Annotated in this window: 20 protein-coding genes and 1 tRNA gene; 15 read left to right on the top strand and 6 right to left on the bottom strand. The window is 64.3% G+C overall.

Annotated features, from left to right (window positions below):
* Window positions 1–127 precede the first annotated feature (127 nt).
* Entirely contained in the window at window positions 128–1,030 is a 903-nt protein-coding gene (locus JL37_RS19990; protein WP_043547090.1) for an acyltransferase, read from the top strand.
* A gap of 25 nt (window positions 1,031–1,055) precedes the next feature.
* On the opposite strand, the gene fahA is transcribed toward JL37_RS19990, so the two are convergent.
* Both fahA and hmgA read right to left on the bottom strand, forming a co-directional pair.
* Window positions 1,056–2,375, bottom strand: coding sequence for a fumarylacetoacetase (fahA, locus tag JL37_RS19985; RefSeq protein WP_043546279.1), 1,320 nt, complete (start codon window positions 2,373–2,375; stop codon window positions 1,056–1,058).
* 97 nt (window positions 2,376–2,472) lie between these two features.
* On the bottom strand, window positions 2,473–3,771 hold the full coding sequence (gene hmgA / locus JL37_RS19980; protein WP_043547089.1) for a homogentisate 1,2-dioxygenase: 1,299 nt from the start codon (window positions 3,769–3,771) through the stop codon (window positions 2,473–2,475).
* A 166-nt stretch (window positions 3,772–3,937) separates the two neighbouring features.
* Between hmgA and JL37_RS19975 the strand changes: the two genes are divergently transcribed.
* Entirely contained in the window at window positions 3,938–4,849 is a 912-nt protein-coding gene (locus JL37_RS19975) for a LysR family transcriptional regulator (protein WP_043546278.1), read from the top strand.
* Window positions 4,850–5,025: 176 nt separating this feature from the next.
* On the opposite strand, the gene JL37_RS19970 is transcribed toward JL37_RS19975, so the two are convergent.
* From JL37_RS19970 to mutM, 4 genes are all read right to left on the bottom strand, one after another.
* Window positions 5,026–5,220, bottom strand: a complete 195-nt coding sequence (locus tag JL37_RS19970; protein WP_043546277.1) for a DUF2783 domain-containing protein — start codon at window positions 5,218–5,220, stop codon at window positions 5,026–5,028.
* A gap of 19 nt (window positions 5,221–5,239) precedes the next feature.
* Window positions 5,240–6,919, bottom strand: a complete 1,680-nt coding sequence (locus JL37_RS19965; protein ID WP_043546276.1) for an FAD-dependent oxidoreductase — start codon at window positions 6,917–6,919, stop codon at window positions 5,240–5,242.
* A gap of 110 nt (window positions 6,920–7,029) precedes the next feature.
* Window positions 7,030–7,983 (bottom strand): MBL fold metallo-hydrolase, encoded by a 954-nt coding sequence (locus tag JL37_RS19960; protein ID WP_043546275.1) that lies wholly within the window; start codon window positions 7,981–7,983, stop codon window positions 7,030–7,032.
* Window positions 7,984–8,121: 138 nt separating this feature from the next.
* Window positions 8,122–8,949 (bottom strand): bifunctional DNA-formamidopyrimidine glycosylase/DNA-(apurinic or apyrimidinic site) lyase, encoded by an 828-nt coding sequence (gene mutM, locus JL37_RS19955; protein WP_043546274.1) that lies wholly within the window; start codon window positions 8,947–8,949, stop codon window positions 8,122–8,124.
* Between mutM and JL37_RS19950 the strand changes: the two genes are divergently transcribed.
* From JL37_RS19950 to JL37_RS30175, 13 genes are all read left to right on the top strand, one after another.
* Complete coding sequence (locus tag JL37_RS19950) at window positions 8,948–10,834, top strand: lipopolysaccharide assembly protein LapB (RefSeq protein ID WP_043546272.1); 1,887 nt, start codon at window positions 8,948–8,950, stop codon at window positions 10,832–10,834. The genes mutM and JL37_RS19950 overlap by 2 nt on opposite strands.
* Window positions 10,835–10,863: 29 nt before the next feature.
* The gene (gene lolB, locus JL37_RS19945) at window positions 10,864–11,430 is read left to right on the top strand and encodes a lipoprotein insertase outer membrane protein LolB (RefSeq protein WP_043547088.1); all 567 of its coding nucleotides are present in this window, start codon (window positions 10,864–10,866) and stop codon (window positions 11,428–11,430) included.
* A gap of 7 nt (window positions 11,431–11,437) precedes the next feature.
* On the top strand, window positions 11,438–12,349 hold the full coding sequence (gene ispE / locus JL37_RS19940) for a 4-(cytidine 5'-diphospho)-2-C-methyl-D-erythritol kinase (RefSeq protein WP_043546270.1): 912 nt from the start codon (window positions 11,438–11,440) through the stop codon (window positions 12,347–12,349).
* 1 nt (window position 12,350) lies between these two features.
* A tRNA-Gln gene (locus JL37_RS19935) sits at window positions 12,351–12,427 on the top strand.
* A 144-nt stretch (window positions 12,428–12,571) separates the two neighbouring features.
* Complete coding sequence (locus JL37_RS19930; protein ID WP_006227587.1) at window positions 12,572–13,522, top strand: ribose-phosphate pyrophosphokinase; 951 nt, start codon at window positions 12,572–12,574, stop codon at window positions 13,520–13,522.
* Between the two features lie 147 nt (window positions 13,523–13,669).
* A complete protein-coding gene (locus tag JL37_RS19925; RefSeq protein ID WP_043546268.1) occupies window positions 13,670–14,287 on the top strand; it encodes a 50S ribosomal protein L25/general stress protein Ctc in 618 nt (205 codons plus the stop codon).
* Window positions 14,288–14,383: 96 nt separating this feature from the next.
* The gene (gene pth / locus JL37_RS19920) at window positions 14,384–14,980 is read left to right on the top strand and encodes an aminoacyl-tRNA hydrolase (RefSeq protein ID WP_043546266.1); all 597 of its coding nucleotides are present in this window, start codon (window positions 14,384–14,386) and stop codon (window positions 14,978–14,980) included.
* Complete coding sequence (locus JL37_RS19915) at window positions 14,980–15,765, top strand: type II CAAX prenyl endopeptidase Rce1 family protein (protein WP_156124346.1); 786 nt, start codon at window positions 14,980–14,982, stop codon at window positions 15,763–15,765. The genes pth and JL37_RS19915 overlap by 1 nt, the downstream gene beginning before the upstream one ends.
* 96 nt (window positions 15,766–15,861) lie before the next feature.
* The gene (ychF, locus tag JL37_RS19910; RefSeq protein WP_043546265.1) at window positions 15,862–16,953 is read left to right on the top strand and encodes a redox-regulated ATPase YchF; all 1,092 of its coding nucleotides are present in this window, start codon (window positions 15,862–15,864) and stop codon (window positions 16,951–16,953) included.
* A gap of 196 nt (window positions 16,954–17,149) precedes the next feature.
* Window positions 17,150–18,361, top strand: coding sequence for a site-specific integrase (locus JL37_RS19905; RefSeq protein WP_043546262.1), 1,212 nt, complete (start codon window positions 17,150–17,152; stop codon window positions 18,359–18,361).
* 337 nt (window positions 18,362–18,698) lie between these two features.
* A complete protein-coding gene (locus tag JL37_RS19900) occupies window positions 18,699–19,814 on the top strand; it encodes a Fic family protein (RefSeq protein ID WP_197064636.1) in 1,116 nt (371 codons plus the stop codon).
* Window positions 19,801–22,581, top strand: coding sequence for an N-6 DNA methylase (locus JL37_RS19895; RefSeq protein ID WP_231570395.1), 2,781 nt, complete (start codon window positions 19,801–19,803; stop codon window positions 22,579–22,581). Before JL37_RS19900 ends, JL37_RS19895 begins: the two co-directional genes overlap by 14 nt.
* Entirely contained in the window at window positions 22,572–23,831 is a 1,260-nt protein-coding gene (locus JL37_RS30175) for a restriction endonuclease subunit S (protein WP_081955129.1), read from the top strand. Before JL37_RS19895 ends, JL37_RS30175 begins: the two co-directional genes overlap by 10 nt.
* Window positions 23,832–23,849: the final 18 nt, after the last annotated feature.

Raw genomic sequence — 23,849 nt, 5'->3', positions numbered from 1 at the left:
CTGCGCAAGCCGTTTTTCGCGCGGCAGCCGCAAACTGGCGGCCATGACTTTTCCTGACCAATCCTCGAACGCGGCCCGCGCCGCCGTGCCGCACGGCGAGCCCTTGCCGCAACGCCGCGCATGGCCGGTGCCGCGCGGGCGGCTCGCCTGGATAACCGGTTTATTCAGTGTGATCCTGCTGGCCGCCAGCACCTTGTTCTGGTGCCTGCTGCTGTTTCCGGTGGCCCTGTTCAAGCTGCTGCTGCCTTTTCCCGCGGTCAGGCGGCGCGTGGACCCGGTGCTCAACGCCATCGCGACGGCCTGGGTGTCCAGCAATACCGGTTGGTTGGCGCGGATCCAGCGGTCGCCGTGGGACGTCCAGGGCCATGCCGGGCTGCGCTACGCGGACTGGTACCTGGTCAATTGCAACCACCAGTCGTGGGTGGACATCTTCGTGCTGCAGCGTTCGCTGAACCGGCGCATCCCCCTGCTGAAATTCTTCCTGAAGCGCCAACTGATCTACGTGCCGGTCATCGGCCTGGCGTGGTGGGCGCTGGATTTCCCCTTCATGAAGCGCCATGGCAAGGCCGAACTGCGCCGCAACCCCGCACTGGGGCGCGAGGACCAGGAAGCCGCCCGGCGCGCGTGCGAGAAGTTCTCGCTGGTGCCGACCAGCGTGATGGTGTTCGCCGAAGGCACGCGCTTTACCGAGACCAAGCGGGCCGCCCAGGCTTCGCCGTACCGCCATCTGCTGAAGCCCAAGGCGGGCGGGCTGGCGGTGGCGCTGAATGCGATGGGTTCGCGCTTCCGCTCGATGATCGACGCCACCATCGCCTATCCGGAAGGCATACCCAGCTTCTGGGACCTGGCCTGCGGCCGCGCGGGCCAGGTGGTCGTGCGCCTCCGGCAGTTGCCGGTGCCGCCTGCCTTCTGCGATGCCGACTACACGCGGGACAAGGCGTTCCGCTCGGAATTCCACCACTGGCTGGGGCAGCAGTGGCAGGCCAAGGATGAAGAGATCGAGAGGCTGATTGCGCGCCACGCCGCCTGAGCGCGGCGCGCCGACGATTCCCGGATCAGGCGCGCGCAGGCAGCACCGTGCCCGAGCTCTCGCCGAATCCGATGCGCGGGTAGCCCGCCTTCACGCATTCGGCCCGCATGATGATCTGGTCGCCGTCCTGCAGGAAGGTGCGCTTCTCGCCCCAGGGCAACTCGATCGGCGCCTTGCCGCCGTTGCTCAGTTCAAGCAGCGAACCGGCTTCGGAGGCTTGCGGGCCGGACAGCGTGCCCGTGCCCAGCATATCGCCCGGCTGCAGGTTGCAGCCATTGACCGTGTGGTGCGTGATCAGCTGCGCCACGTTCCAGTAGGCATCGCGGAAGTTGCTGCGCGACAGATGGGCGGGCGGCTGTTTCTCGGCGCGCGATTTCTCGGTCGTCAGCAGCACGTCCATCTGCACGTCGAACGCGCCCTTTGCGCGGTTGGCGTCGGATGCCAGGTAGGGCATGGGCTGCGGCTCGGACGGACCGCGGTTCCATTGCGTGCGGAACGGTTCCAGCGCTTCCATGGTGACGACCCACGGCGAAATCGTGGAGGCGAAGTTCTTGGACAGGAAGGGGCCCAGCGGCTGGTATTCCCAGGCCTGGATGTCGCGCGCCGACCAGTCGTTCAGGATGCACAGGCCGAATACGTGCGATTCGGCGTCCGCCAGCGGGATCCGCTCGCCCTGGGCGTTGCCCGTGCCGACGAAGATGCCCAGTTCCAGCTCGTAGTCCAGGCGGGCGCAGGGGCCGAATTGCGGCGTCTCGCCTTCGTTGGCGGGGCGGGTCTGACCGACGGGGCGGGGGAATTTCTGGTCCACGCCGATGCTGGACGCGCGGCCGTGGTAGCCGATGGGCACCCACTTGTAGTTCGGCAGCAGGGGATTGTCGGGGCGGAATTGCTTGCCCACCGAGGTGGCGTGGTGCACCGAAATGTAGAAGTCGGTGTAGTCGCCGATGCGCGCCGGCGTGGCGTATTCAGCGTCGGCCTGGGGAACCAGCAGCGGCTCGATGGCGCCGCGCAGGGCGGCGCCTTCGCGCAGGGCGCGGGACAGCGCCAGGCGCAGCGCGCTCCAGTGGGCCTGGCCCAATGCCATCAATCCGTTCAGGCTGTCGGCCGCGCAGGCCGCCAGGGCTTCAGCGGCAGGGCCTTCGAAAGGCTGCTTGGCGGCCAGCGCGGCCAGGTCCAGGATCTGGTCGCCGATGGCGACGCCCACGCGGAACGACTCGGACGAGGCCTTGCGGCGGAACGAGGCGTACGGCAGGTTCTGCACCGGGAAATCCGACGCGTTCGAATTGGCGCTGGCCACCCAGCTCTTCAGGGACGGGTCGTGGGTTTCGTTGATGGTGGTGGTCATGGCTGCGTGTCTCTTTCAGTGTTGTGATAAATCCAAATGCCAAACGGCGATGAGCTTGCGCTCATCGCCGCGGGCGTGGAAAGCCGGGGCTTTCGCGTCACGCCTTCTTCGGGTCGAAATGCTTGGCCAGGCCCTGCCAGCACCGGTAATAGTCGCCCTGCAATTCTACCGAGGCCAGAGCCTGTTCCGTCGGCCGGATGACGCGCCGGGTTTCGAACATGAACGCCATCGTGTCGCGGATGTAATGGGCCGTGCCGGTGTCGGCATGGGAGGCCTTTTCGAAGGTATCCGCGTCGGGGCCGTGGCCGCTCATGCAATTGTGCAGGCTGGCGCCGCCGGGGGCGAAACCGTCGGCCTTGGCGTCGTACACGCCTTGGATCAGGCCCATGAATTCGCTGGCGACGTTGCGGTGGAACCAGGGCGGACGGAAGGTGTTCTCCATCGCCAGGATGCGCGGCGGGAAGATCGCGAAGTCCATGTTCGCCGTTCCCGGGGTGTCCGAGGGCGCGGTCAGCACTGTGAAGATCGAGGGATCAGGGTGGTCGTAGCTGATCGAACCGATGGTGTTGAAATTGCGCAGATCGTACTTGTACGGCGCATGCGTGCCGTGCCAGGCGACGACGTTCAACGGGGAATGGTCGATGGAGGCGCGCCAGAAGCCGCCCGTGAACTTGGCGATCAGTTCGAAATCGCCTTCCAGGTCTTCGTACCAGGCCACGGGCGTCTTGAAGTCGCGCGCGTTGGCCAGGCAGTTCGAGCCGATCGGGCCCAGCTCGGGCAGGCGCAGCGCCGCGCCGAAATTCTCCAGCATGTAGCCGCGGGCGGAGCCGTCCAGCAGTTCCACGCGGAAGCGCACGCCGCGCGGGATGACGGCGATTTCCAGGGGCTCCAGGTCGAGCAGGCCGAGCTCCGTGGCCAGGCGCAGGCGGCCCTGCTGGGGGACCAGCAGCAGTTCGCCGTCGGCGTTGTAGAAATAGCGGCCCTGCATCGAGCGGTTGGCCGCGTACAGATGGATGCCCACGCCGCCCTGTTCGTCGGGGCCGCCGTTGCCGCCCCAGGTCTTCACGCCTTCCAGGAAATCGGTGGGGGCGGTCGGGATGGGCATCGGGCTCCAGCGCAGCTGGTTGGGCGTCACCGGGGCATGGCCGAAGGCGCTGAGCCAGCCCGGGGCGCCTTCAAAGGCCTCGAAGGGCTTGTGCTGGGCGCCGGGGCGGATGCGGTAGAGCCAGGAGCGGCGGTTTTCGCTGCGCGGCGCCGTGAAAGCGGTGCCGGATAGCTGCTCGGCATACAGGCCGTAGGGGCATTGCTGGGGCGAATTGCGGCCCACCGGCAGCGCACCGGGCAGGGCCTCGGTGGCGCAATCGTTGCCGAATCCGGTTTGGTATTGCAGTTCCATGGAATCCTCCTGGGCGGCTGCGCGGTGCATGGCCGCGCGGCCTGGTTCAGATCGCCCGTCCGGACGCAATCCTCGGGGCCATACGCCATTGTCGGAAAAATTGTCTCTCGCGGCTACGGGAATGCAAAAATAGAGACTATAAAATTTGTGAATAATGGAGAGGCCCATGGCCGAGCTGCGCGACGTCGACCTGAACCTGCTGCTGCTGTTCCAGCACCTGCTGGAGGACCGCAACCTGTCGGCCGTGGCGCGCCGGATGGACCTGTCGCAGCCCGCCGTCAGCAATGCGCTGCGCCGCTTGCGGGAAGCATTCGGCGATGATCTGTTCGTGCGCACCGGCCAGGGCATGCTGCCCACGCCGCGCGCGCAACGCCTGGCGGGACCCGTCAGCGAAGCGCTCACCGTGCTGTCGCAGGCGCTGAAGGACCAGGACGTATTCGACGCCGCCACCAGCACCCGGCGGTTCCGGGTGGCGATGACGGACGTGGGCGAGATCCATTTCATGCCCCGGCTGATGGAGGTGTGCGTGCAGGTCGCGCCGCAGGTGCGCATCGATTCCGTGCGCATCCAGGGACCCGACCTGGCCCGGGAAATGGAAGCGGGGCGCGTGGATCTGGCGATCGGCGCCTTCGATGAAATGGGGGCGGGTACCCTGCAGCGCATGCTGTTCCGCCAAGGGTACGCGACCCTGTTCCGGCAGGCGCACCCGACGGCCCATGCCGGCATGGGCATCAAGGCCTTCAGGGCCGAGCGCCACCTGATCGTCTCGCGGGCCGCGCCCTATGGGCAGGTGAACCAGTCCATGGAGCGCGCGGGCGTGGAGCTGGCCGAGCACTTCAGCGTGCCGCATTTCTCGGCGGTCCCGTACATCGTGAGCGCCACGGACCTGCTGGCCACGGTGCCCGAAAAACTGGCCGCCAGCGCCGCGCCGCCCTTCGGCCTGCGCTTCATGACGCCGCCCGTAAAGGTTCCCGCGCTGCAGACGAACATGTACTGGCAGCGCAGGGTGGACCGCGATAGCGGCAGCCAGTGGCTGCGCGCGCTGATCGTCAATGCGTTTGCGGTAGGAGGGGCGTAGGATGGGTGCAGCGCGAGGACCCTTAAGCAAGAACACAGCTCTCCAGCGCGCGAAACCCATGCGGCCGCAATCGATTGTTTTTCGGCCGATGCCAGGCACAGTCTGCCCACGGCCGCATGGGTTTCGCGCGCTGGGCAGTTGCGTTCTTATGCTGAAACTCTCGCGCTGCACCCATCCTACGGCGCCACCGAGGCGCGCGCGTGGCGCAGGGCTTCGCGCAGCACGTCCATGTCGCCCAGGTGGTTGGCCAGCAGCAGGATCAGCGCCGCGTTGAGTTCCTGGCTTTGTTCGTTGCTCAGGTCGCGGTGGGTCTCGATCAGCGCCTCGTAGAAGTCGTCCGGCGAGCTCAGGTTGGTTTCGGTAATCAGCATGATGGAGTGATCTCGAAGTTCAGGCGCGGCCGATGGCGCGGCTGACGGCCGCGGAGACGGCGCCGGCGTCGAAGGCGCGCCAGCGCGCGGCGATGTGCTGGTCGGGGCGGATCAGGTAGGCCGTGCCGGGCTGCGCGTCGTAGCGCTTGCCCAGGCAGCCTTCGCCGTCCGTCACCACGGCCAGTTCCGCGGGTAGCGATGAGAGATCGCATTGCGGGCCGGCCACCAGCACGGCCTTGACCGGAACGGGCGCCATGCGCAGGGCCTGCAGAGCGAGCAGCGTGTCGCGGCCGGGCAGGGCGTCGCCGCAGAACAGCGCCAGCACGAATTCACCATCCAGCTGCGACAGCCACCAGCCCGGTTCGCCCCGCGTCTTCACCGGCGCGTCCAGTGCCACGGCCCCGGGCACCATGCGGCCGGCGAAGGCGTCGGAGTCCGGCGTGTTCAGCGGCGAAGCGCCGTAGGTGGCGGGCAGCGACAGGCGGCCGCTGTTGACCAGCGAGCGCGCGAAGGGGTGGGTCTTGGCCAGGTTCAGGACCGCATTGCGGAAGCTGCGGCTGATGTCGCTCTTGGGCGTGATGAAGTCGGTGGCGCGCGAGGAATTCAGGATGTTCTCGTCGGCGGCGTATTCGCGTTCGGCGCCATAGCTGTCGATCAGCGTTTCGGGAGCCTGGCCGGCCAGCACCAGCTGCAGCTTCCACGCCAGGTTTTCCGCGTCCTGCACGCCGCTGTTGGCGCCGCGAGCGCCGAACGGCGAAACACGGTGCGCCGAGTCCCCGGCGAACACGATGCGGCCGTGGCGGAACTTGTCCATGCGCTCGCACGCGAAGGTATACACGCTGACCCATTCCAGTTCGAAGCGCGCGTCGGGGCCCAGCAGGGCGCGGATACGCGGCAGCACATTTTCCGGCTTGACGGCCTCGACCGGGTCGGCGTTCCAGCCCAGCTGGAAGTCGATGCGCCAGACGTTGTCGGGCTGGCGGTGCAGCAGCACGGACTGGTTGGGATGGAACGGCGGATCGAACCAGAACCAGCGCTCGGTCGGGAAATCGGCCTGCATCTTGACGTCGGCGATCAGGAAGCGGTCGCGGAAGATGCGGCCATGGCTTTCCTGCCCGATCAGCTTGCGCACCGGCGAACGCGCGCCGTCGCAGGCGATCAGCCAATCCGCGTGCAGCGGATATGAGCCGTCGGGGGTTTCCACGCTCAGCGTCACGCCGTCGTCAGCCTGGGTGACGGCGACGACTTTGTTTTTCCAGCGCAGGTCGATATTGGGTTCCTGGCTCGCCCGCTCGTACAGATAGCCTTCGGCGTAGTACTGCTGCAGGTTGATGAAGGCAGGGCGGCGGTGGCCGGGCTCGGGCAGCAGGTCGAAGCGCCACACTTCCTGTTCGCGGAAGAAGACTTTGCCCACGTTCCACGACACGCCCTTGTCGATCATGCGCTGGCCGACGCCCAGGCGGTCCCAGATTTCCAGCGTGCGCTTGGAGAAACAGATGGCGCGGGAGCCGGTCGACAGGCGGAAGTCGTCGTCCAGCACCACCACGCGCACGCCCTGGCGGGCCAGATCCAGGGCGGTGGTCAGCCCGACCGGGCCGGCGCCCACCACTACTACCTGATGGCGCGCCAGCTCGCTGGCGGCCTGGTCCGCGTGCTTTTCATAGGCGAACTCCATCGCCTGGAAATCGATGTCTCCCACGGTTGTCTCCTGTGTGGGTCATTTTGCTTTTATGCGCCGAAGCCGCGCGCCGCCTGGCGGCGCGCGATTCCGGTTGCTGCTTGGATGGGCCGTTGGCGGCCCGCCGGGGGTCAGCCTTCCAGCTGCGCCCACATTTCCAGATCGCGCTTGTCCGTCCAGATGCGCGGGTCGTTGTAGCCGGTGGCCTCGTCATAGGCGCGCGACACATCGAACGGCATGCAGTGGTCGAAGATCACCCAGTCGCTGTAGCGCGGCTTCATGAAGTCGTAGACCTCGCGATAGATGGTCTTCAGGTCCTTGCCTTCGGCCACGCCGCGGTTCACGGCGCCGTACAGGTCGGTCAGGAAGGCGCGGGTGCCGGCCAGGCCCTGGCGGACCTCGGTGGCGTTCTTCAGCGCCGGGCCGCGGCCGGGGACCATCTTTTCGGCTTCGAAGCCCGACAGCGCGTCCAGCGTCGTGGGCCAGTCGCGGAAGTAGGCATCGCCGCAGTAGGGGGTGGACTGGTATTCGACCAGGTCGCCCGCGAACAGGATCTTCTGCTCGGGCAGCCAGGCGATGGTGTCGCCCTTGGTGTGGCCGCGGCCCACTTGCAGCAGCTTGACTTCCAGGTTGCCCAGGTTGACGGTCATTTCGCCCTTGAACGTCATCGTCGGCCAGACCAGGCCGGGCGGAATCGATTCGGCGTTGCGGAACAGGCGGGGGAAGCGGCCGATTTCGCTGGCCTTGTCCTGCTCGCCGCGCTCGGCGATCAGGTCGTAGGTGTCGCGGCTGGCCAGGATTTCCTGGGCGTTGTAGGCCGACGCGCCGAACACGCGCACGGCGTGGTAGTGCGACAGCAGGATGTACTTGATGGGCTTGTCGGTGACTTCGCGGATGCGGCGGATCACATCCTGCGCCATGACGGGAGTGGCCTGGGTGTCGATCACCATGACGGCCTCGTCGCCGATGATCACGCCCGTGTTGGGGTCGCCTTCGGCCGTGTAGGCATAGGCGTTGTCGGACAGTTTTTCGAACGAGACGACCTTGTCGTCCAGGTCGGCGTGCGAGGCGAATTGCTTGCTCATGGAGGCTCCTTCCACTTTTATAGGAATAGGGGTGTGGAAGAAATATAGCCCGCCGTTAGTGTTTGTGCAATACGTTTGCTATAAACAAATGGTCTTGTTTTTGCAGGGATTTCCCGGTGATTTCAGGGCGGCGAAGGCTTAGTTCCTTTGGCATTTGGGGCAGTAATAGGTGGCGCGCTGGCCCTGCACGAAACGGCGGATCGGGGTGGCGCAGACCCGGCAAGGCAGGCCCTCCCGCTCATAGACCGCCGCGTGGATCTCGAAGTAGGCCCCTGGTTCGCCGGTGGCGCCGACGTAGTCGCGCAGGGTGCTGCCGCCCGAAGTCAGGGCGTCGGCCAGGGTGGCGCGCACCATGTCCGCCAGGCGGTCGCAGCGGGCCGGCGATAGCTTGTTGGCCGGGGTCTTGGGGTTGATGCGGGCCCGGAACAGGCTTTCCGACGCGTAGATATTGCCCACGCCCACCACCGCCATGCCCGCCAGCAGCACCTGCTTGACGGCGGCGCCGTGGTTCTTGAAGTGGCGGTGCAGCCAGGCTCCGTCGAAGCGCGGGTCGAAGGGCTCGATGCCCAGCTTGGCCAGCAGGGGATGGGCCTCGATGGGGCCGTCGGATCCGGGGTGCCACAGCACCGCGCCGAAGCGGCGCGGGTCGTGCAGGCGCAGCACCGCCTGGTCGAAGATCCATTCGACGTGGTCGTGCTTGCGCAGGAATTCGCCCGGGGCGACGCTGCGCAGGGATCCCGACATGCCCAGATGGACGATCTGGGTGCCGTGCTCGAAGCGCAGCAGCAGGTACTTGCCGCGGCGCGCGCATTCCAGCACGGCGCGGCCGCCGACCAACTCGGGCAGGTCCGGCGGTATGGGCCAGCGCATGCGGGATTCGTGGACGACCAGCCGCGTGAGCGTCCGGCCGGTGATGACGGCGTCTATTCCCCGACGCGTGGTTTCGACTTCAGGCAGTTCCGGCATGAGCCAGTGTAAGATCATCAATTGCGTGTACGAAGATTGTGCCATCAACCGGACGGGCCGCGTGAAGTCGTCTTTCAAACCAATGAACATCGGGATTGCCGCGCTGGCGCTTGCGCTGGCAGCAATACTGACCCCGCCGGCGCAGGCCGCCGATAGCCGGACCCGCGATGCGACCGGGCCTCGCATGGCGCCCCAGAGCCGTCAGCCTGAAACCGAGGTGATCCGCCTGCGTCCCGGCCAGCTGCCCTACGTGTCGCTGACCGCCGACATCTTTTACCGCGTGCTGGCATCCGAGATCGCCGCGCAGCGGGGCATGTTCGGCTCCGCCGCGACCACGATGCTCGGCCTGGCCCGGGACACCAGCGACCCCCGCCTGGCCCGCCGCGCCCTGGAATTCCAGCTCGCCGGAGGCAACCTGCCAGGCGCGCTGGAGGCCGCCCGCGTCTGGGCGCGCCTGTCCCCCAACGACGTGGAAGCCAGTTCCACCGAATTGGCGCTGGCCGCGGCCAATGGCCAGACCAAGGGCCTGGCCCAGGCGCTGCGCAACCGCATCGACGCCTCCCGCGACAAGCCGGCGGCCATCGGCCAGGCCCTGGCCGTGCTGAGCCGGCTCAACGACCGCCGCCTGGCCCTGCGCATCCTGGACGAATCCCTGAGCGACAGCGCGCGCAAGCTGCCCGCCGCGCACCTGGCGCTGGCGGACGTGGCGTCCGCCGCGGGCGACTACGAACGCGCCGCCCAGGAAGCCCGCGCGGCCCTGGCCGCAGATTCCAAGTCCGAGGCCGCCGCCCAGCGCGTGCTGGAGTACGGCGCCAAGGTGGATCCGCAGCGCGCGCAGGCCGAGGCCCGCGCCTACATCGCCCGCCATCCCAATGCTCGCAAGGTGCGCCTGATGCTGGCCGGCCAATTGGCCGACAGCGGCGATTACAACGGCGCCCTGGCGGAGTTGCAGGCCATGTCCCGCCGCGCGCCGGAAGATTTCGATCTGCTGTTCATGCAGGCGCAGCTGGCCTACAAAGCCGGGCAGCTGCCGCAAGCCAAGACGCTGCTGCAGCAATACCTGGACGTGCAGAACCAGCGCCAGCGCGCCACCGTGCCGGGCGCGACCGACGCCGGCGCCGCGGCCGCCGACGCCCACGTGCTGCTCGCCCGCATCGCCGAGGACCAGGGGCACTACGACGACGCCATCGCCGAACTCGGCCGCATCGACGATCCGACCCTGCGCTATTCCGTGCGCATGCGCCAGGCCGCGCTGCGCGCCAAGAGCGGCAAGATCGACAGCGCGCTCTCCATGATCGACGCCGCCGGTCCCCAGGACGACGAGGAGCGCACGCTGGGCGTGCTGACCAAGGCCCAGATCCTGCGCGACGCCGACCGCGTGCCGCAGGCGGTCTCGGTGCTGGAGGCGGCCGACCAGGCGATGCCCGACACGGTCGAGATCAAGTACGAACTGGCCATGCTCTACGAGCGCCAGAACCGCCTCGATGACCTGGAACGCATGTTGCGCCAGGTCATCGCGCTGGATCCGGACCACGCGCATGCCTACAACGCGCTGGGCTATACGCTGGCCGACCACAACCAGCGCCTGCCCGAGGCCCTGGACCTGATCACCCAGGCGCTCGAGCTGTCCCCCAACGATCCCTTCATCCTGGACAGCATGGGCTGGGTCAAGTACCGGATGGGCGATTCCGCCGCGGCCGCCGATTATCTGCGCCGCGCCTACAGCGTGCGTCCGGAAGCCGACATCGCCGCGCACCTGGCGGAAGTCCTCTGGACCCAAGGCAAGCGCGACCAGGCCGTCGATCTGCTGCGCGCCGCGCTGCAGAAGGATCCGAAAAACAAGACTGTCCAGGACGTGATCAAGCGCCTGGGGGTCAGCCTGTGACGCCGGCGGTCCCGCGCCCGCGCGATGCCATGATGCTGCTGCGCTGGGCGCTGATGGCGATGCTGGCCGCGTTGCTCGCGGCCTGCACCACGCCCAAGCCGATCGAAGGCGCCGGCGCCGACGCGTTTTCCCGCATCGGCCGCTTCGCGCTCACCGTCAACGAGGAAAGCGGCAAGCAGAACGCCGTGCAGGGCGGGTTCTCCTGGGCGGATGACGGCCGCCGCTACGTGCTCGACCTGACCAACCCGCTGGGCTCGACCGAAGCCCGCGTGGAAGGGCGGCCGGGCGCGGCCAGCCTCACCAAGGCGGACGGCACGCGCCTCGTCGCCGACAACCCCGACGCCCTGGCCGGCGAGGCGCTGGGCAGCAGCGTGCCCGTGTCCGGCCTGCGCGATTGGCTGCGCGGCAAGCTGGCTTCGCAGCCGGAAGCCACCGAGGTCTCCCGCGATGAGCTGGGCCGCCCCGTGGCGTTCGAGCAGGGCGGCTGGCGCGCGCGCCTGTCGCGCTACGATGCGCTGGGGCCGCAACTGCTGGTCCTGGAGCGCCTGGAGCCGGGTCGCCGTATCCTGTTGCGGCTGGTCGTCAACCAACCCTAGTTCCGCCGTGACTCTCTACGACGTCCCCGCGCCCGCCAAGCTGAACCTGTTCCTGCACGTCGTGGGCCGGCGCGCCGATGGCTACCACCTGCTGCAGACCGCGTTCCGGTTCATCGACCTTTGCGATACGCTGCATTTCGACGCGCGGGCCGACGGCGTCATCAGTCGCGCCAGGGACCTGCCGGGCGTGCCGCCTGAGCAGGACCTGACCTTGCGCGCAGCGCATGCCTTGCAGCGTGCCACGGGCACGAAGCAGGGGGTGCAGATCGGGCTTGAAAAACGCATTCCGCAAGGCGGCGGCCTGGGCGGCGGATCCAGCGACGCAGCCACGGTGCTGATCGCATTGAACCGGCTTTGGGGAACGGGGCTGTCGCGGCGCGAGCTGATGGCGCTGGCCCTGCCGCTGGGCGCCGACGTGCCCGTCTTCGTATTCGGGCAATCCGCCTTCGCGCAAGGCGTGGGCGAAGAGCTGGCGGCGGTCACGCTGCCGGAGCGCGCCTATCTGGTGGCGCAACCAGACGCCAGCGTGCCGACCGCTGAAATTTTTTCCGCACCCGATTTGACAAGAGATTCTTCTTACATCACAATAGCGGACTTTCTTGCTTCGCCAACTTTCTGCTTCGGCAGGAATGACTTGGAGCCGGTGGTCTACCGCCTTTACCCAGAAGTGCTTGGGGCATCGCGGTGGCTTGCTGAACAGCTGGGGCCTCAGGGCATCGCAGTTCGCATGTCGGGATCTGGTGCGTGTTTATACGCCGAGTTTTCCGAACTCTCCGAAGCCGTTTTGGCGAAAACAGAAATTACCGCTATAATGCGCGGCGCTGATAAAAAAATCAGCCAAACGCATCCACGGTTTCGGTTAGTGCAGGCTTGTACTGGATTGGCTGAGCATCCGTTGCGGAATTGGATTGCAAGATAGTTGGGGAGTCGCCAAGCTGGTTAAGGCACCGGATTTTGATTCCGGCATGCGAAGGTTCGAATCCTTCCTCCCCAGCCAACCGAATACATAACAAAGCTGTTGAACACGCCTGTAAGACACTGGCCCGGGTTCAGCAGCTTTTTTATTTTCCGGATCGGCTGGTGTTTTGTTTCACCCCGCATCACCTCGTCAGTGTCTTAAACGACCATCGCATCATCCATCATGGCAAACGATAGCTTCATGATTTTCACGGGCACCGCCAATACTCGGCTGGCCGTGGACGTAGTCAACCACCTCGATATGTCCCTGGGCAAGATGACCGTCGGTCGCTTCTCGGACGGCGAGGTGATGGTCGAGATCAACGAGAACGTGCGCGGCAAGGACGTCTTCGTCCTGCAACCCACCTGTGCCCCCACCAACGACAACCTGATGGAAATCATGGTGATGGTCGATGCGCTGCGCCGTGCTTCCGCCGGCCGCATCACCGCCGCGATTCCCTATTTCGGCTATGCCCGCCAGGACCGCCGCCCGCGCTCGGCGCGCGTGGCCATCTCGGCGAAGGTCGTGGCCAACATGCTGCAAGTGGCGGGCGTCGACCGCGTCCTGACGATGGACCTGCACGCCGACCAGATCCAGGGCTTCTTCGACATCCCCGTGGACAACATCTACGCGGGCCCGATCCTGCTGGGCGACATCTGGCGCCGCAATTTCTCGAACCTGGTCGTCGTGTCCCCGGACATCGGCGGCGTGGTGCGGGCCCGCGCGCTGGCCAAGCAGCTGGAAGCCGACCTGGCCATCATCGACAAGCGCCGTCCGCGCGCCAACGTGTCGGAAGTGATGAACATCATCGGTGAAGTCGACGGCCGCACCTGCATCATCATGGACGACATGGTCGACACCGCCGGCACGCTGTGCAAGGCGGCCCAGGCCCTGAAGGACCGCGGCGCCGGCGCCGTCTACGCCTATTGCACGCACCCCGTGCTGTCGGGCGGCGCCATCGACCGCATCGAAGCGTCGGAACTGGACGAACTCGTCGTCACCGACACCATTCCGCTCTCCGAGCAAGGCCAGGCCAGCGGCAAGATCCGCCAGCTGTCGTGCGCCGCGCTGCTGGGCGAGACCATCCTGCGTATCTCGAACGCGGAATCGGTCAGCTCGCTGTTCGTCGACTAAGACGCGGCGTCCCTCGGACGGGCAGTCCGGATACTGAGTTTTGCGCCTTGCTGGTCGCGGCAGGGCGCAACAAACACGGCGCGCATTTTGCGTGCCGTGCACCAACCGGCGGAGTCTCTTCGCCATTTATTGTTTTTGGAGTTATCCATGAAATTCAATGCCACTGCGCGTAGCGTCCAGGGTTCGAGTGCGAGCCGCCGCCTGCGCCGCGCGGGCCGCGTTCCCGCCATCGTTTATGGCGGTACGGCTGCCCCCCTGAACATCGAACTCGACCACAACGAGATCTACCACGCCCTGCGCAAGGAAGAGTTCCACGCTTCCATCCTGCAAATGGCGCTGGAAGGCGCGGCCAAGGAAGAGCAAGTCCTGCTGCGTTCGGTTCAATGGCACGCCTACAAGCCGCAAGTCCTGCACGTGGACTTCCAGCGCGTGGACGCCAACCAGGCCCTGCACACCAAGGTCCCGTTCCACTTCATCAACGCTGAAGTCTCGCCGGCCGTGAAGCTGGGCGGCGCCATCATCAGCCACGTCCTGACCGAACTGGAAGTGACCTGCCTGCCGGCCGCTCTGCCCCAGTTCATCGAAGTGGACCTGAAGGACCTGCTGCCTGGCGCTTCGGTCCACCTGGCCGACATCAAGCTGCCCAAGGGCGTGACCTACGTCGCCCACGGCGGCGACGCCAACCCGCTGCTGGCCGCCACTGCCGTGGTCAAGGGCGGCGCCGCTGCCGCCGAGGAAGGCGAAGCCGAAGCTCCGGCCGCCTAAGTTCGCTCCGGGCCCATGGGCCCGCAGGCGGCTTGAGCCCGAAACCCTGCGTGTGCATTTGCATGCGCAGGGTTTTTTGGTTTAAACACCCCCATCATGTCTACTCCCATACGCCTCATCGTGGGATTGGGTAATCCCGGTCCCGACTACGAAACCACCCGGCACAATGCCGGCTTCTGGCTCGCCGACCATCTGGCGGACGATCTGCGCGCGGCTTTCGCGCTGGAGAAGTCTTTTTTCGGCATGGTGGCCAAGGCCCGCCTGGGCGCGGACAACGTGCTGCTGCTCAAGCCCACCACCTATATGAATCGCTCCGGCCAGGCGGTTGGCGCGCTGGCGCGCTTCTACAAGCTGACGCCGGAGCAGGTGCTGGTGCTGCACGACGAACTCGACCTGATGCCCGGGCAGGTGAAGCTCAAGCAGGGCGGGGGCCATGCCGGCCACAACGGCCTGAAGGACATCCAGGCGGCGCTGGGCAGCCCCAATTTCTGGCGCCTGCGCATCGGCATCGGCCATCCGCGCACGCTTGGCCTGGCGCAACAGGTGGCGGACTTCGTCCTGCACCCGCCGCGCCGCGAAGAACAGAAGCAGATCGAAGCCGTCATCGACCGCTGCCGCGCCGTCGTCCCCGCCATGCTGGCCGGCGACTTCCCGCTGGCCACCCGCCAGCTTCACAGCGGCAACGACGCCTGATGGCGGACGCTGGCGACCGGCCCGCCATGCCGCGCGGCAAGCTGCGCTTCCGCAGCGAAGTCGCGGATTTCTGGCGCTTCATCCGCCAGCCGCACCCGGTCGCGCGCCTGCCCGGAAGGGCGGCCGCCACGGGGCTGGCAGCCGACTGGTGGCCTGGCATCTCGCCGGGGCGCCTGCTGGCCTGGGCCGCGCTGCTGTGGGCCGTGAATCTTCTCGCGCTGGGGCCGCTGGCGGTGGCCGCGGCCGGGCTGGGAGGCGTCAAGCACCGGCTCGACCCCGCGAACATTCCCTGGCTGACCGCCGTGCTCTGGGCGCCGCTAGTCGAGGAAATGCTGTTCCGCTATGGGCTGCGGCGTCCGAAGCAGGCCTTGTGGCTGATCCCCGCGATGCTGCCCGTGGTGCTGTGGGGCCCCAAGGTCTGGACGGGCCTGCTGCTGGCCGCGTTCGTGATCCTGGCCTGCTGGGGCGTGCGCCAGCGCGCCGAACCCCTGCAAGCCTGGGACACGACCTGGCGCCGTTACTACCTGAGGCACTTCGGCCTGGTGTTCCACCTGGTCGCGCTGACCTTCGCCGCCGTGCACCTGACCAATTTCGTCTACGCCAAGACGCCATACTGGCTCCTGCCCCTGCTGGTCCTGCCGCAATGGCTGACCGGGCTGGTGCTCGGCTGGATCCGCGTGCGGCGCGGCATCGGCGCGGCCATGCTGCTGCACTCGATCTTCAATGCCGGCCCCATTTTGATGATCTGGCTCATCATGCGCCTGGCCCCGACCGCCGCCGGTTAGCGGGGCCGCATGCCCCGCCGTTCCTGCGGAACCCATTCCGCCCGGCGGGGTAAACTAGAACGTTAACGATCAATACCGTACTTACACAGGATTCCCATGGCTCTGCAATGCGGCATCGTCGGCCTGCCCAACGTCGGCAAATCGACGCTTTTCAATGCTCTGACCCGCGCCGGCATCGCCGCCGAGAACTATCCCTTCTGCACGATCGAGCCCAACGTCGGCGTGGTCGAAGTGCCGGATCCGCGTCTGCAGAAGCTGGCTGAAATCGTCAAGCCCGAGCGCATCCTGTCCGCCACCGTCGAATTTGTCGATATCGCGGGCCTGGTCGCCGGCGCGAGCAAGGGCGAAGGCCTGGGCAACCAGTTCCTCTCGCACATTCGCGAAACCGATGCCATCGTGAACGTGGTGCGCTGCTTCGAGGATCCCAACGTGATCCACGTGGCCGGCAAGGTCGACCCCATCGCCGACATCGAAGTCATCGAGACCGAACTGGCCCTGGCCGACCTGCAGACCGCCGAGAAGGCCCTGCAGCGCCACCAGAAGACCGCGCGTTCCGGCGACAAGGAATCGCAGCGCATCGTCGCCGTGCTGGAAAAATGCGTGGCCCAGCTCAACCAGGCCCAGCCCATCCGCGCGCTGGACCTGAGCACCGAAGAAAAGGCCGACATCGCCCAGCTCTGCTTCATCACCGCCAAGCGCGCGATGTACGTGGGCAACGTGGCCGACGACGGCTTCACCAACAACCCGCTGCTCGACCGCCTGACCGAATTCGCCGCCAAGCGCAACGCGCCCGTGGTCGCCATCTGCGCCGCCATCGAATCCGAGATCGTCGACCTGGACGACGCCGACCGCCAGGCCTTCCTGTCCGACATGGGCATGGAAGAGCCGGGCCTGAACCGCCTGATCCGCGCCGCCTTCAAGCTGCTGGGCCTGCAAACCTACTTCACCGCCGGCGTGAAGGAAGTGCGCGCCTGGACCGTGCCGATCGGCGCCACCGCGCCCCAGGCCGCCGGCGTCATCCACACCGACTTCGAACGCGGCTTCATCCGCGCGCAAACCATCGCCTACGAAGACTTCATCACCTACAAGGGCGAGCAGGGCGCCAAGGAAGCGGGCAAGATGCGCGCCGAAGGCAAGGAATACATCGTGCAGGACGGCGATGTGATGAATTTCTTGTTTAACGTCTGACGGATTTCGCTGGATCTCGGTGGAGCTCAGTAGCGCTTGGTGGACAGGTTGCTCCATTTGAAATCAATGGGTTGCGTAAACAATACGGTCTACTGAGCGTTCCTATTGTTCATCGAGGTCCAGAAAATTCGGGGGTAGCGTTGGGGGTACTCGTGTTCAACCGTGGGGGTACATCTCCCCGCAGTGGAGTCCAACGATGCCCGAAAACCTACTCACCGACCTCAAGGTCAGGTCGGCCAAATCGACTGATCGAGATTGGAAACTATCAGACGGCGGGGGCTTGTTCCTGCTGGTCAAGCCCACCGGCGGCAAACTCTGGCGGTGGAAGTACCGCCTGCAAGGCAAGGAGAACCTCTTTGCCATTGGCGGCTTTCCTCAAGTAAGTCTTGCGGATGCACGTGCGGCCCGAGAGAAGGCGCGTGCCCTGGTCAAGCAAGGCATCCATCCCGCCCATGAGCGGCGGCAGGTCAAGGAGCGCAACCTGGAGGCGCTGGAGGAGCGTAAGCGCGCTCGTGAAAGCTCGTTCGCCAAGGTGACGAAGGCGTATCTGGCCGAGATCAAGCCAGTTTTCGCGCTCAGTTCCTACCGCACGAAAGAATCCCGTATCAGGAAGTACCTGTCGCCGAAGTTCGACAGCATGCCAATGAGCGACATAGGCGTGAAGCAAATCCGCCCGCTGCTGGAGGAGTGCAAGACCCACGGCGCGTGGGCAGCCATCCACGTCAAGGGCGACCTGTCGGCCATTTTCGAGTTCGCGGTGGTGCGGGGGCTGGTCGAGGCCAATCCGATCCCCAGCCTGCGTGGGCTGCTGCGCGTGCCGTTCAGCGAAAGCAAGGCGGCGATGACGCGAGAGCAAATCCAGACGTTCTATCAGGAGTTGCGCGGCTACCGGGGTTATCCGGAAACCTCGCTGTGCCTGCGGCTGATTGCGCTGACAGCCTGCCGTCCAGGGGAAGCGGCGGATGCCGAGTGGGACGAGTTCGACTTTGAGGATGCGCTGTGGCGTCGGCCTGCGGCGAAGATGAAAGCGCGGCGCGACCATGTCAGCCCGTTGTCTGTTCAGGCCGTTGCCGTGCTGAAGGATTTGCAGTGCATCACGGGTGGTGGCCGCTATCTGTTCCCACACCGGAGCGGCAAGGGCTTCACTACGCCAAACCGACTCACCTACGCCATGCGAGATATGAACCTGGGCCGGGGCACGACGCCGCATTGCTGGCGGACGACCTTTTCGACCTGGGCCAACGAGAACGGATACCGGCCTGATGCAATTGAACGGCAGCTTGCCCACGTGGAAAGCAACAAGGTGCGGGCGACGTACAACAAGGCGCTGCTGCTGGATCAGAGAAGGACGCTGTTGCAGGACTGGGCGGACTATCTGCGTGCTGCGGAGGGCAGCGGCACGGTATAGGGGCGATTTGGCTGGGTGTTGCAGAGCGAGTGGGCAAGGGTGCGGCCTTTTCCTTTTCAGGGTAGGGCCGTTGTCCCTTGAGTGCCGTTCCCTTGCCGTTTGCCTTTGCCCTGAGTTGGGCCCGGGAATGGGGTAAACAATGGGGCAAATAGGGTAGTTGTGAAATTATTGCCCTTTTTAGGTATTTCCTTCCTGGTCAGCCATGCCAGCCCCTCACGACCAGTCCAATGTTCAGGAAATGGGGTAGTCAAACACCGATAATGAGGTATTTTTAGAGACACTACCCCATTTTAAGGCTATAATTACCCCCATTTAGACAGCCTGGGCTTACATTTCCATGCACTCGCTCACACCCGAGTACCTTGCCGCGCTTCGCTTCGATGGCACTCAGGCCGCCACGTTGCGCACACTGGGCGAGTACCAGGGCAAGCAGCAACTCTACGCTGCGCAGTCGCCCGAAGCCCTCAAGGGGCTACGCCAGATCGCGGTAGTCGAATCCACCGAGTCATCCAACCGCCTGGAAGGCGTTGTCGTCGCACCCTCGCGACTGAAGTCTCTGGTCATCCGCAACGCAACGCCAAAGAGCCGTTCCGAACAGGAGATCGCCGGCTACCGTGATGCCCTGGCGCTGATCCACGAGTCTGCCGCGCACATGCCCTTCAGCGAGGGTGTTGTGCTGCAATTACATACCCTGCTGTACCGCTACATGCCGCAGGCGGGCGGGCGCTGGAAGGCCACCAATAACGACATCATCGAGCGTCACCCGGACGGCACGTCGCGTCTGCGCTTCCAGCCAGTTGCTGCGCATCTGACGCCGATGGCAATGGCCGATCTGACCGGGCGCTACTCCACCGCGCTGGACCAGCATCTGGCCGACCCGCTGGTGCTGGCGCCGCTGGCGATGCTCGACTTCCTGTGCATCCACCCTTTCCCGGACGGCAACGGTCGCATGTCCCGCTTGTTGACCCTGCTGCTGCTCTACCACTTCGACTATGCCGTGGGCCGCTACATCAGTCTGGAACGCATCTTCGAGGATACCAAGGAAGGTTATTACGAGACGCTGGAAGCCAGCTCGCAGGGCTGGCACCAGGGGCAGCACGACGTAAAGCCCTGGCTCGACTACTTCTGGGGCGCCTTGCTACGGGCCTACCGTGAGTTCGAGGAGCGTGTCGGCACCATCGAGCGTGGCCGCGGCAGTAAAGGCGACCGGGTGCGGGCGGAGGTCCTGGGGCGCACCCTGCCGTTCTCGATTTCCGAAATCGAAGAAGCCTGCCCAGGCGTGAGCCGAGACATGGTTCGACTAGTGCTGCGGGCGATGAAATCGGAAGGGTTGATCGAATCAACGGGCAAGGGTCGCGGGGCGAAATGGATCCGTCTCGTCGACGTACAGGATGCCGCAGAAAACAGAGGGCCGGTATCAAACAAGCAAGCCGGCAACAATGATGGATATTGAAGTGACAAGCACCGAAAAGAAGACCGACCGCTTTATCAGCAAGCTCGAAGCCGTGGGAGGTTCCGCCGGGAACCAGCGGCTCCGAGAGGCGTTGGGTTGGCAAGAATCCACCTATGACAGCATCAAGCAGCAACTGATCGAGGAGGGGCGGATCATTCCCGGTCGGGGGCGCGGCGGTTCGGTTGCACTGGCTACGACAGCCTATACGGCCAACAAAGAATCAGCGACATCGTTGGAAGTACGCGAAGCCTCCGTGCCGTACCTGAAGACAAAGACGAAAGCAGATTCGTCATCGCGGGAACGAGCGACTGCTACCCCTGCTGCCAAGACGCTTGCCCCACGCAACGGCGTGGTCAAGAAATCCGACCTCTACAGTTCCATCTGGGCATCGTGCGATGAACTGCGTGGTGGAATGGACGCCAGCCAGTACAAGGACTACGTCCTGTTCATGCTGTTCATCAAGTACATCAGCGACAAGTACGGCAACAGTGATGACTTCGCCCCGCCCGTGGTCATTCCGCCCGGCGCGTCATTCAGGGACATGGTGGCGCTCAAGGGCGATCCGGAAATCGGCGACAAGATCAACAAACAGGTCATTCGCAAGCTGGTCGAGGAAAACAGCAAACTGAGTTACAGCGACTTCCCCGACTTCAACGACCCCAACAAGCTCGGCGAAGGCGCAGCCATGGTCGAACGGCTGGGCAACCTGATCGCCATCTTCGAAAAGCCCGAGCTGAACTTTTCCAACAACCGCGCCGACAACGACGACCTGCTTGGCGATGCCTACGAATACCTGATGCGCCACTTCGCGCAGGATTCCGGCAAGAGCAAGGGCCAGTTCTACACCCCGGCCGAAGTCAGCCGCATCATTGCCCAGGTGATTGGTATCTCGCACGCCAACACCAGGGCCGCCACCACTGCGTATGACCCGACATGCGGTTCCGGATCACTGCTGCTGAAATTGGCTGCCGAGGCGGGTCGGCAGATCACCCTGGAAGGGCAGGAAAAGGACGTGACCACCGCCGGTCTGGCGCGGATGAACATGATCCTGCACGACTTCCCCAGCGCCACCATCCTCAGCGGCGACACGCTGGTGAACCCCAAGTTCAAGGATGGCGAACAACTGCGTGCCTATGACTACGTGGTCGCCAATCCACCGTTTTCCGACAAGAAATGGTCCACCGGCCTCAACCCGGCCAACGACCCGTACCACCGTTTCACCTGGGGCGAGCCGCCCGCCAAGCAGGGCGACTACGCCTACCTGCTGCACATCATCCGCAGCATGAAGGCCACCACCGGCAAGGGTGCCATCATTCTGCCGCACGGCGTGCTGTTCCGTGGCAATGCGGAAGCCCATATCCGCAGGCAACTGGTGCGCTCCGGCATGCTCAAGGGCATCATCGGCTTGCCTGCCAACCTGTTCTACGGCACCGGCATCCCTGCCTGCATCCTGGTGCTGGACAAGGAAAACGCCAGCGCCCGCAAGGGCATCTTCATGATCGACGCCAGCAAAGGCTTCATCAAGGATGGCCCCAAGAACCGCCTGCGCGAGCAGGACATCCACCGCATCGTCGATACCTTCCGCCGCAGCGCGGACGAGCCGCGCTATGCCCGCATGGTGCCGCTGGATGAAATCGCCAGTGAGAAGAACGACTACAACCTCAACCTGCCGCGCTACATCGACAGCAGCGAGCCGGAAGACCTGCACGACATCGACGCCCATCTCAACGGCGGCATCCCCGAGCGCGACATCGACGCTTTTGCCGCCGATTGGCAGGAAATGCCTGCCCTGCGCCAGGCGCTGTTCGAGGCCGAGCGTCCCGGTTATGCGCGGCTGCGCCAGCCGATGGCCGAAGTGCGTCAGACCATCCTCGCCCACCCGCAATTCCAGCAATTCCGCAGCAAGGTCGAAACCCTGTTCGACAAATGGCGGCAAGCCGTCATGCCGCTGCTCACCGGCATCCAGCCCGGCGACAAACCCAAGGCGCTGATTGCACAGGTTTCCGAAACCCTGCTCACCACCTTCCACGCTGCACCGCTGCTCGACCCCTATGATATTTACCAGTACCTGATGGACTACTGGGCCGAGACCATGCAGGACGACGCCTACCTGATCGCCGCCGATGGATGGGTGGCGCTGCCACGGCGCATTGTGGAAACCGACAAGAAGGGCAAGACCAAGGACAAGGGCTGGACTTGTGACCTGCTGCCAAAGCGATACATCGTTGCTCGCTACTTTGCCGACGAACAGGCCGAACTGGACGCGAAACAGGCCGAGCTTGAAAGCATTGCCAGCCAGATCGCCGAACTGGAAGAAGAACACAGCGGCGAAGACGGTGCCTTCGCAGGCTTCGACAAAATCAACGTCGCGCAGGTGAAAGATCGCCTCACCGAAATCGGTGATGAAGCCGACAGCGCCGACGAACGCACCGTGCTCAAGCAGTGGCAGCAACTCAGCATCCGCGAAGCCGCACTGAAGAAAACCGCCAAAACGCTGGAGGTGGAACTCGACCGGCAAGCCCACGACCATTACGCCACCCTCAGCAAAGCCGAGGTCAAGACGCTGGTGGTGCAAGACAAATGGCTGGCCCGCCTGCAAGCCGATGTGCAGCAAGAACTGGATCGCATCTCCCAAACCCTGGCCCAGCGCATCCGTGAACTGGCCGAACGCTACGACACTCCGCTGCCGAAATTGGAAGATGATGTGGCAGCCCTCAGTGCCAAGGTGGAAGCACACCTGAAGCGGATGGGGGCGACATGGAAGTGAAGCTGGGGTACAAGCAGACGGATGTGGGGGTGATTCCGGAGGATTGGAACATCTCTCGGCTTGGTGATTTGTGTCAGAAGATTCAAGATGGAACGCACTTCTCGCCGAGGATTCGAGGGGGTGATTTCTTGTATGTCACATCAAAAAATATCGGCTTTGGAACGCTGGATGTATCAGACGCAGAACGGATAGATGCAGAACAACATGCTGCCATCTACAAGCGATGCGATGTCCGTAAAAACGACTTATTGCTCACTAAAGACGGAGCCAACACAGGGAATGCAGCATTAAATACCCTGAGTGAGCCTTTTAGTCTCTTATCAAGTGTCGCATTTCTTCGATTTGATGAAGAAAAGCACGCACCAGGATACTTCCTCCAACAAATTCTTTCAGACACAGGGCAAAGGAAAATTAAGGAGGCAATGTCAGGTAATGCAATTACCCGACTAACTCTGGAAAAAATAAACAACCTCCGATTTATCACTCCTCCTGTTGTTGAACAACATGCCATCGCCACCGCCCTCAGCGACATGGACGCGCTACTGGACGGACTGGATCGCCTGATCGCCAAAAAGCGCGCCATCAAACAGGCCACCATGCAGCAACTCCTCACCGGAAAAACCCGCCTCCCGGGGCTCAGTGGGGCATGGAAGATTAAGCGGCTAGGAGACTTGGGCGCAACTTATGGTGGACTTGTCGGAAAGAATAAATCGGACTTTGGTACTGGTTCGGCCAAATACGTTCCGTTCATCAATGTTATCGCCAATGTTCAGATTGACTGTACTGCCTTTGACGCGGTCAATGTAGAAGCCACCGAAAATCAAAACAAGGTTGCGAAAGGGGATTTGCTTTTCAATGGCTCCTCGGAGACGCCGGAAGAGGTTGCTCTATGCTCTTTTATGGCGAAAGAGGTGAAAAACCTCTATCTGAATAGCTTTTGCTTTGGGCTTCGCGTTAAAAATCCCGAAATGATAGATGGGCTGTTCCTTGCTTATTACATACGCAGCCCGATTGGCCGAGACTTGATGAAATCGCTTGCACAGGGGTCGACAAGATATAACTTGTCAAAGAGAGCCTTACTGGAGGCTCAATTACCCTTGCCAGAAAAGGAAGAACAAACCGCAATCGCCACCGCCCTCAGCGACATGGACGCCGAAATCACAGCCCTCGAAACCCGACGCACCAAAACCCGCGCCCTCAAGCAGGCCATGATGCAGGAACTGCTGACTGGAAGGACGCGGCTGGTATGAGTATGTTGAACGATGCCT

Origin of the sequence: Achromobacter sp. RTa (assembly GCF_000757485.1) — a bacterium.
In the GTDB taxonomy this organism is placed as follows: domain Bacteria; phylum Pseudomonadota; class Gammaproteobacteria; order Burkholderiales; family Burkholderiaceae_B; genus Achromobacter.
The sequence above is the reverse complement of the archived record's forward strand: the minus strand, read 5'-3'. Positions and strand labels throughout refer to the sequence as shown.

Excerpts from the sequence above, each read along its gene's own strand:
- fahA (WP_043546279.1), bottom strand. The coding sequence starts at position 2,375 with ATGACCACCACCATCAACGAAACCCACGACCCGTCCCTGAAGAGCTGG.
- hmgA (WP_043547089.1), bottom strand. The coding sequence starts at position 3,771 with ATGGAACTGCAATACCAAACCGGATTCGGCAACGATTGCGCCACCGAG.
- JL37_RS19975 (WP_043546278.1), top strand. The coding sequence starts at position 3,938 with ATGGCCGAGCTGCGCGACGTCGACCTGAACCTGCTGCTGCTGTTCCAG.
- JL37_RS19970 (WP_043546277.1), bottom strand. The coding sequence starts at position 5,220 with ATGCTGATTACCGAAACCAACCTGAGCTCGCCGGACGACTTCTACGAG.
- JL37_RS19960 (WP_043546275.1), bottom strand. The coding sequence starts at position 7,983 with ATGAGCAAGCAATTCGCCTCGCACGCCGACCTGGACGACAAGGTCGTC.
- JL37_RS19950 (WP_043546272.1), top strand. The coding sequence starts at position 8,948 with ATGAGCCAGTGTAAGATCATCAATTGCGTGTACGAAGATTGTGCCATC.
- mutM (WP_043546274.1), bottom strand. The coding sequence starts at position 8,949 with ATGCCGGAACTGCCTGAAGTCGAAACCACGCGTCGGGGAATAGACGCC.
- lolB (WP_043547088.1), top strand. The coding sequence starts at position 10,864 with ATGATGCTGCTGCGCTGGGCGCTGATGGCGATGCTGGCCGCGTTGCTC.
- JL37_RS19930 (WP_006227587.1), top strand. The coding sequence starts at position 12,572 with ATGGCAAACGATAGCTTCATGATTTTCACGGGCACCGCCAATACTCGG.
- JL37_RS19925 (WP_043546268.1), top strand. The coding sequence starts at position 13,670 with ATGAAATTCAATGCCACTGCGCGTAGCGTCCAGGGTTCGAGTGCGAGC.
- pth (WP_043546266.1), top strand. The coding sequence starts at position 14,384 with ATGTCTACTCCCATACGCCTCATCGTGGGATTGGGTAATCCCGGTCCC.
- JL37_RS19915 (WP_156124346.1), top strand. The coding sequence starts at position 14,980 with ATGGCGGACGCTGGCGACCGGCCCGCCATGCCGCGCGGCAAGCTGCGC.
- ychF (WP_043546265.1), top strand. The coding sequence starts at position 15,862 with ATGGCTCTGCAATGCGGCATCGTCGGCCTGCCCAACGTCGGCAAATCG.
- JL37_RS19905 (WP_043546262.1), top strand. The coding sequence starts at position 17,150 with ATGCCCGAAAACCTACTCACCGACCTCAAGGTCAGGTCGGCCAAATCG.
- JL37_RS19900 (WP_197064636.1), top strand. The coding sequence starts at position 18,699 with ATGCACTCGCTCACACCCGAGTACCTTGCCGCGCTTCGCTTCGATGGC.
- JL37_RS19895 (WP_231570395.1), top strand. The coding sequence starts at position 19,801 with ATGATGGATATTGAAGTGACAAGCACCGAAAAGAAGACCGACCGCTTT.
- JL37_RS30175 (WP_081955129.1), top strand. The coding sequence starts at position 22,572 with ATGGAAGTGAAGCTGGGGTACAAGCAGACGGATGTGGGGGTGATTCCG.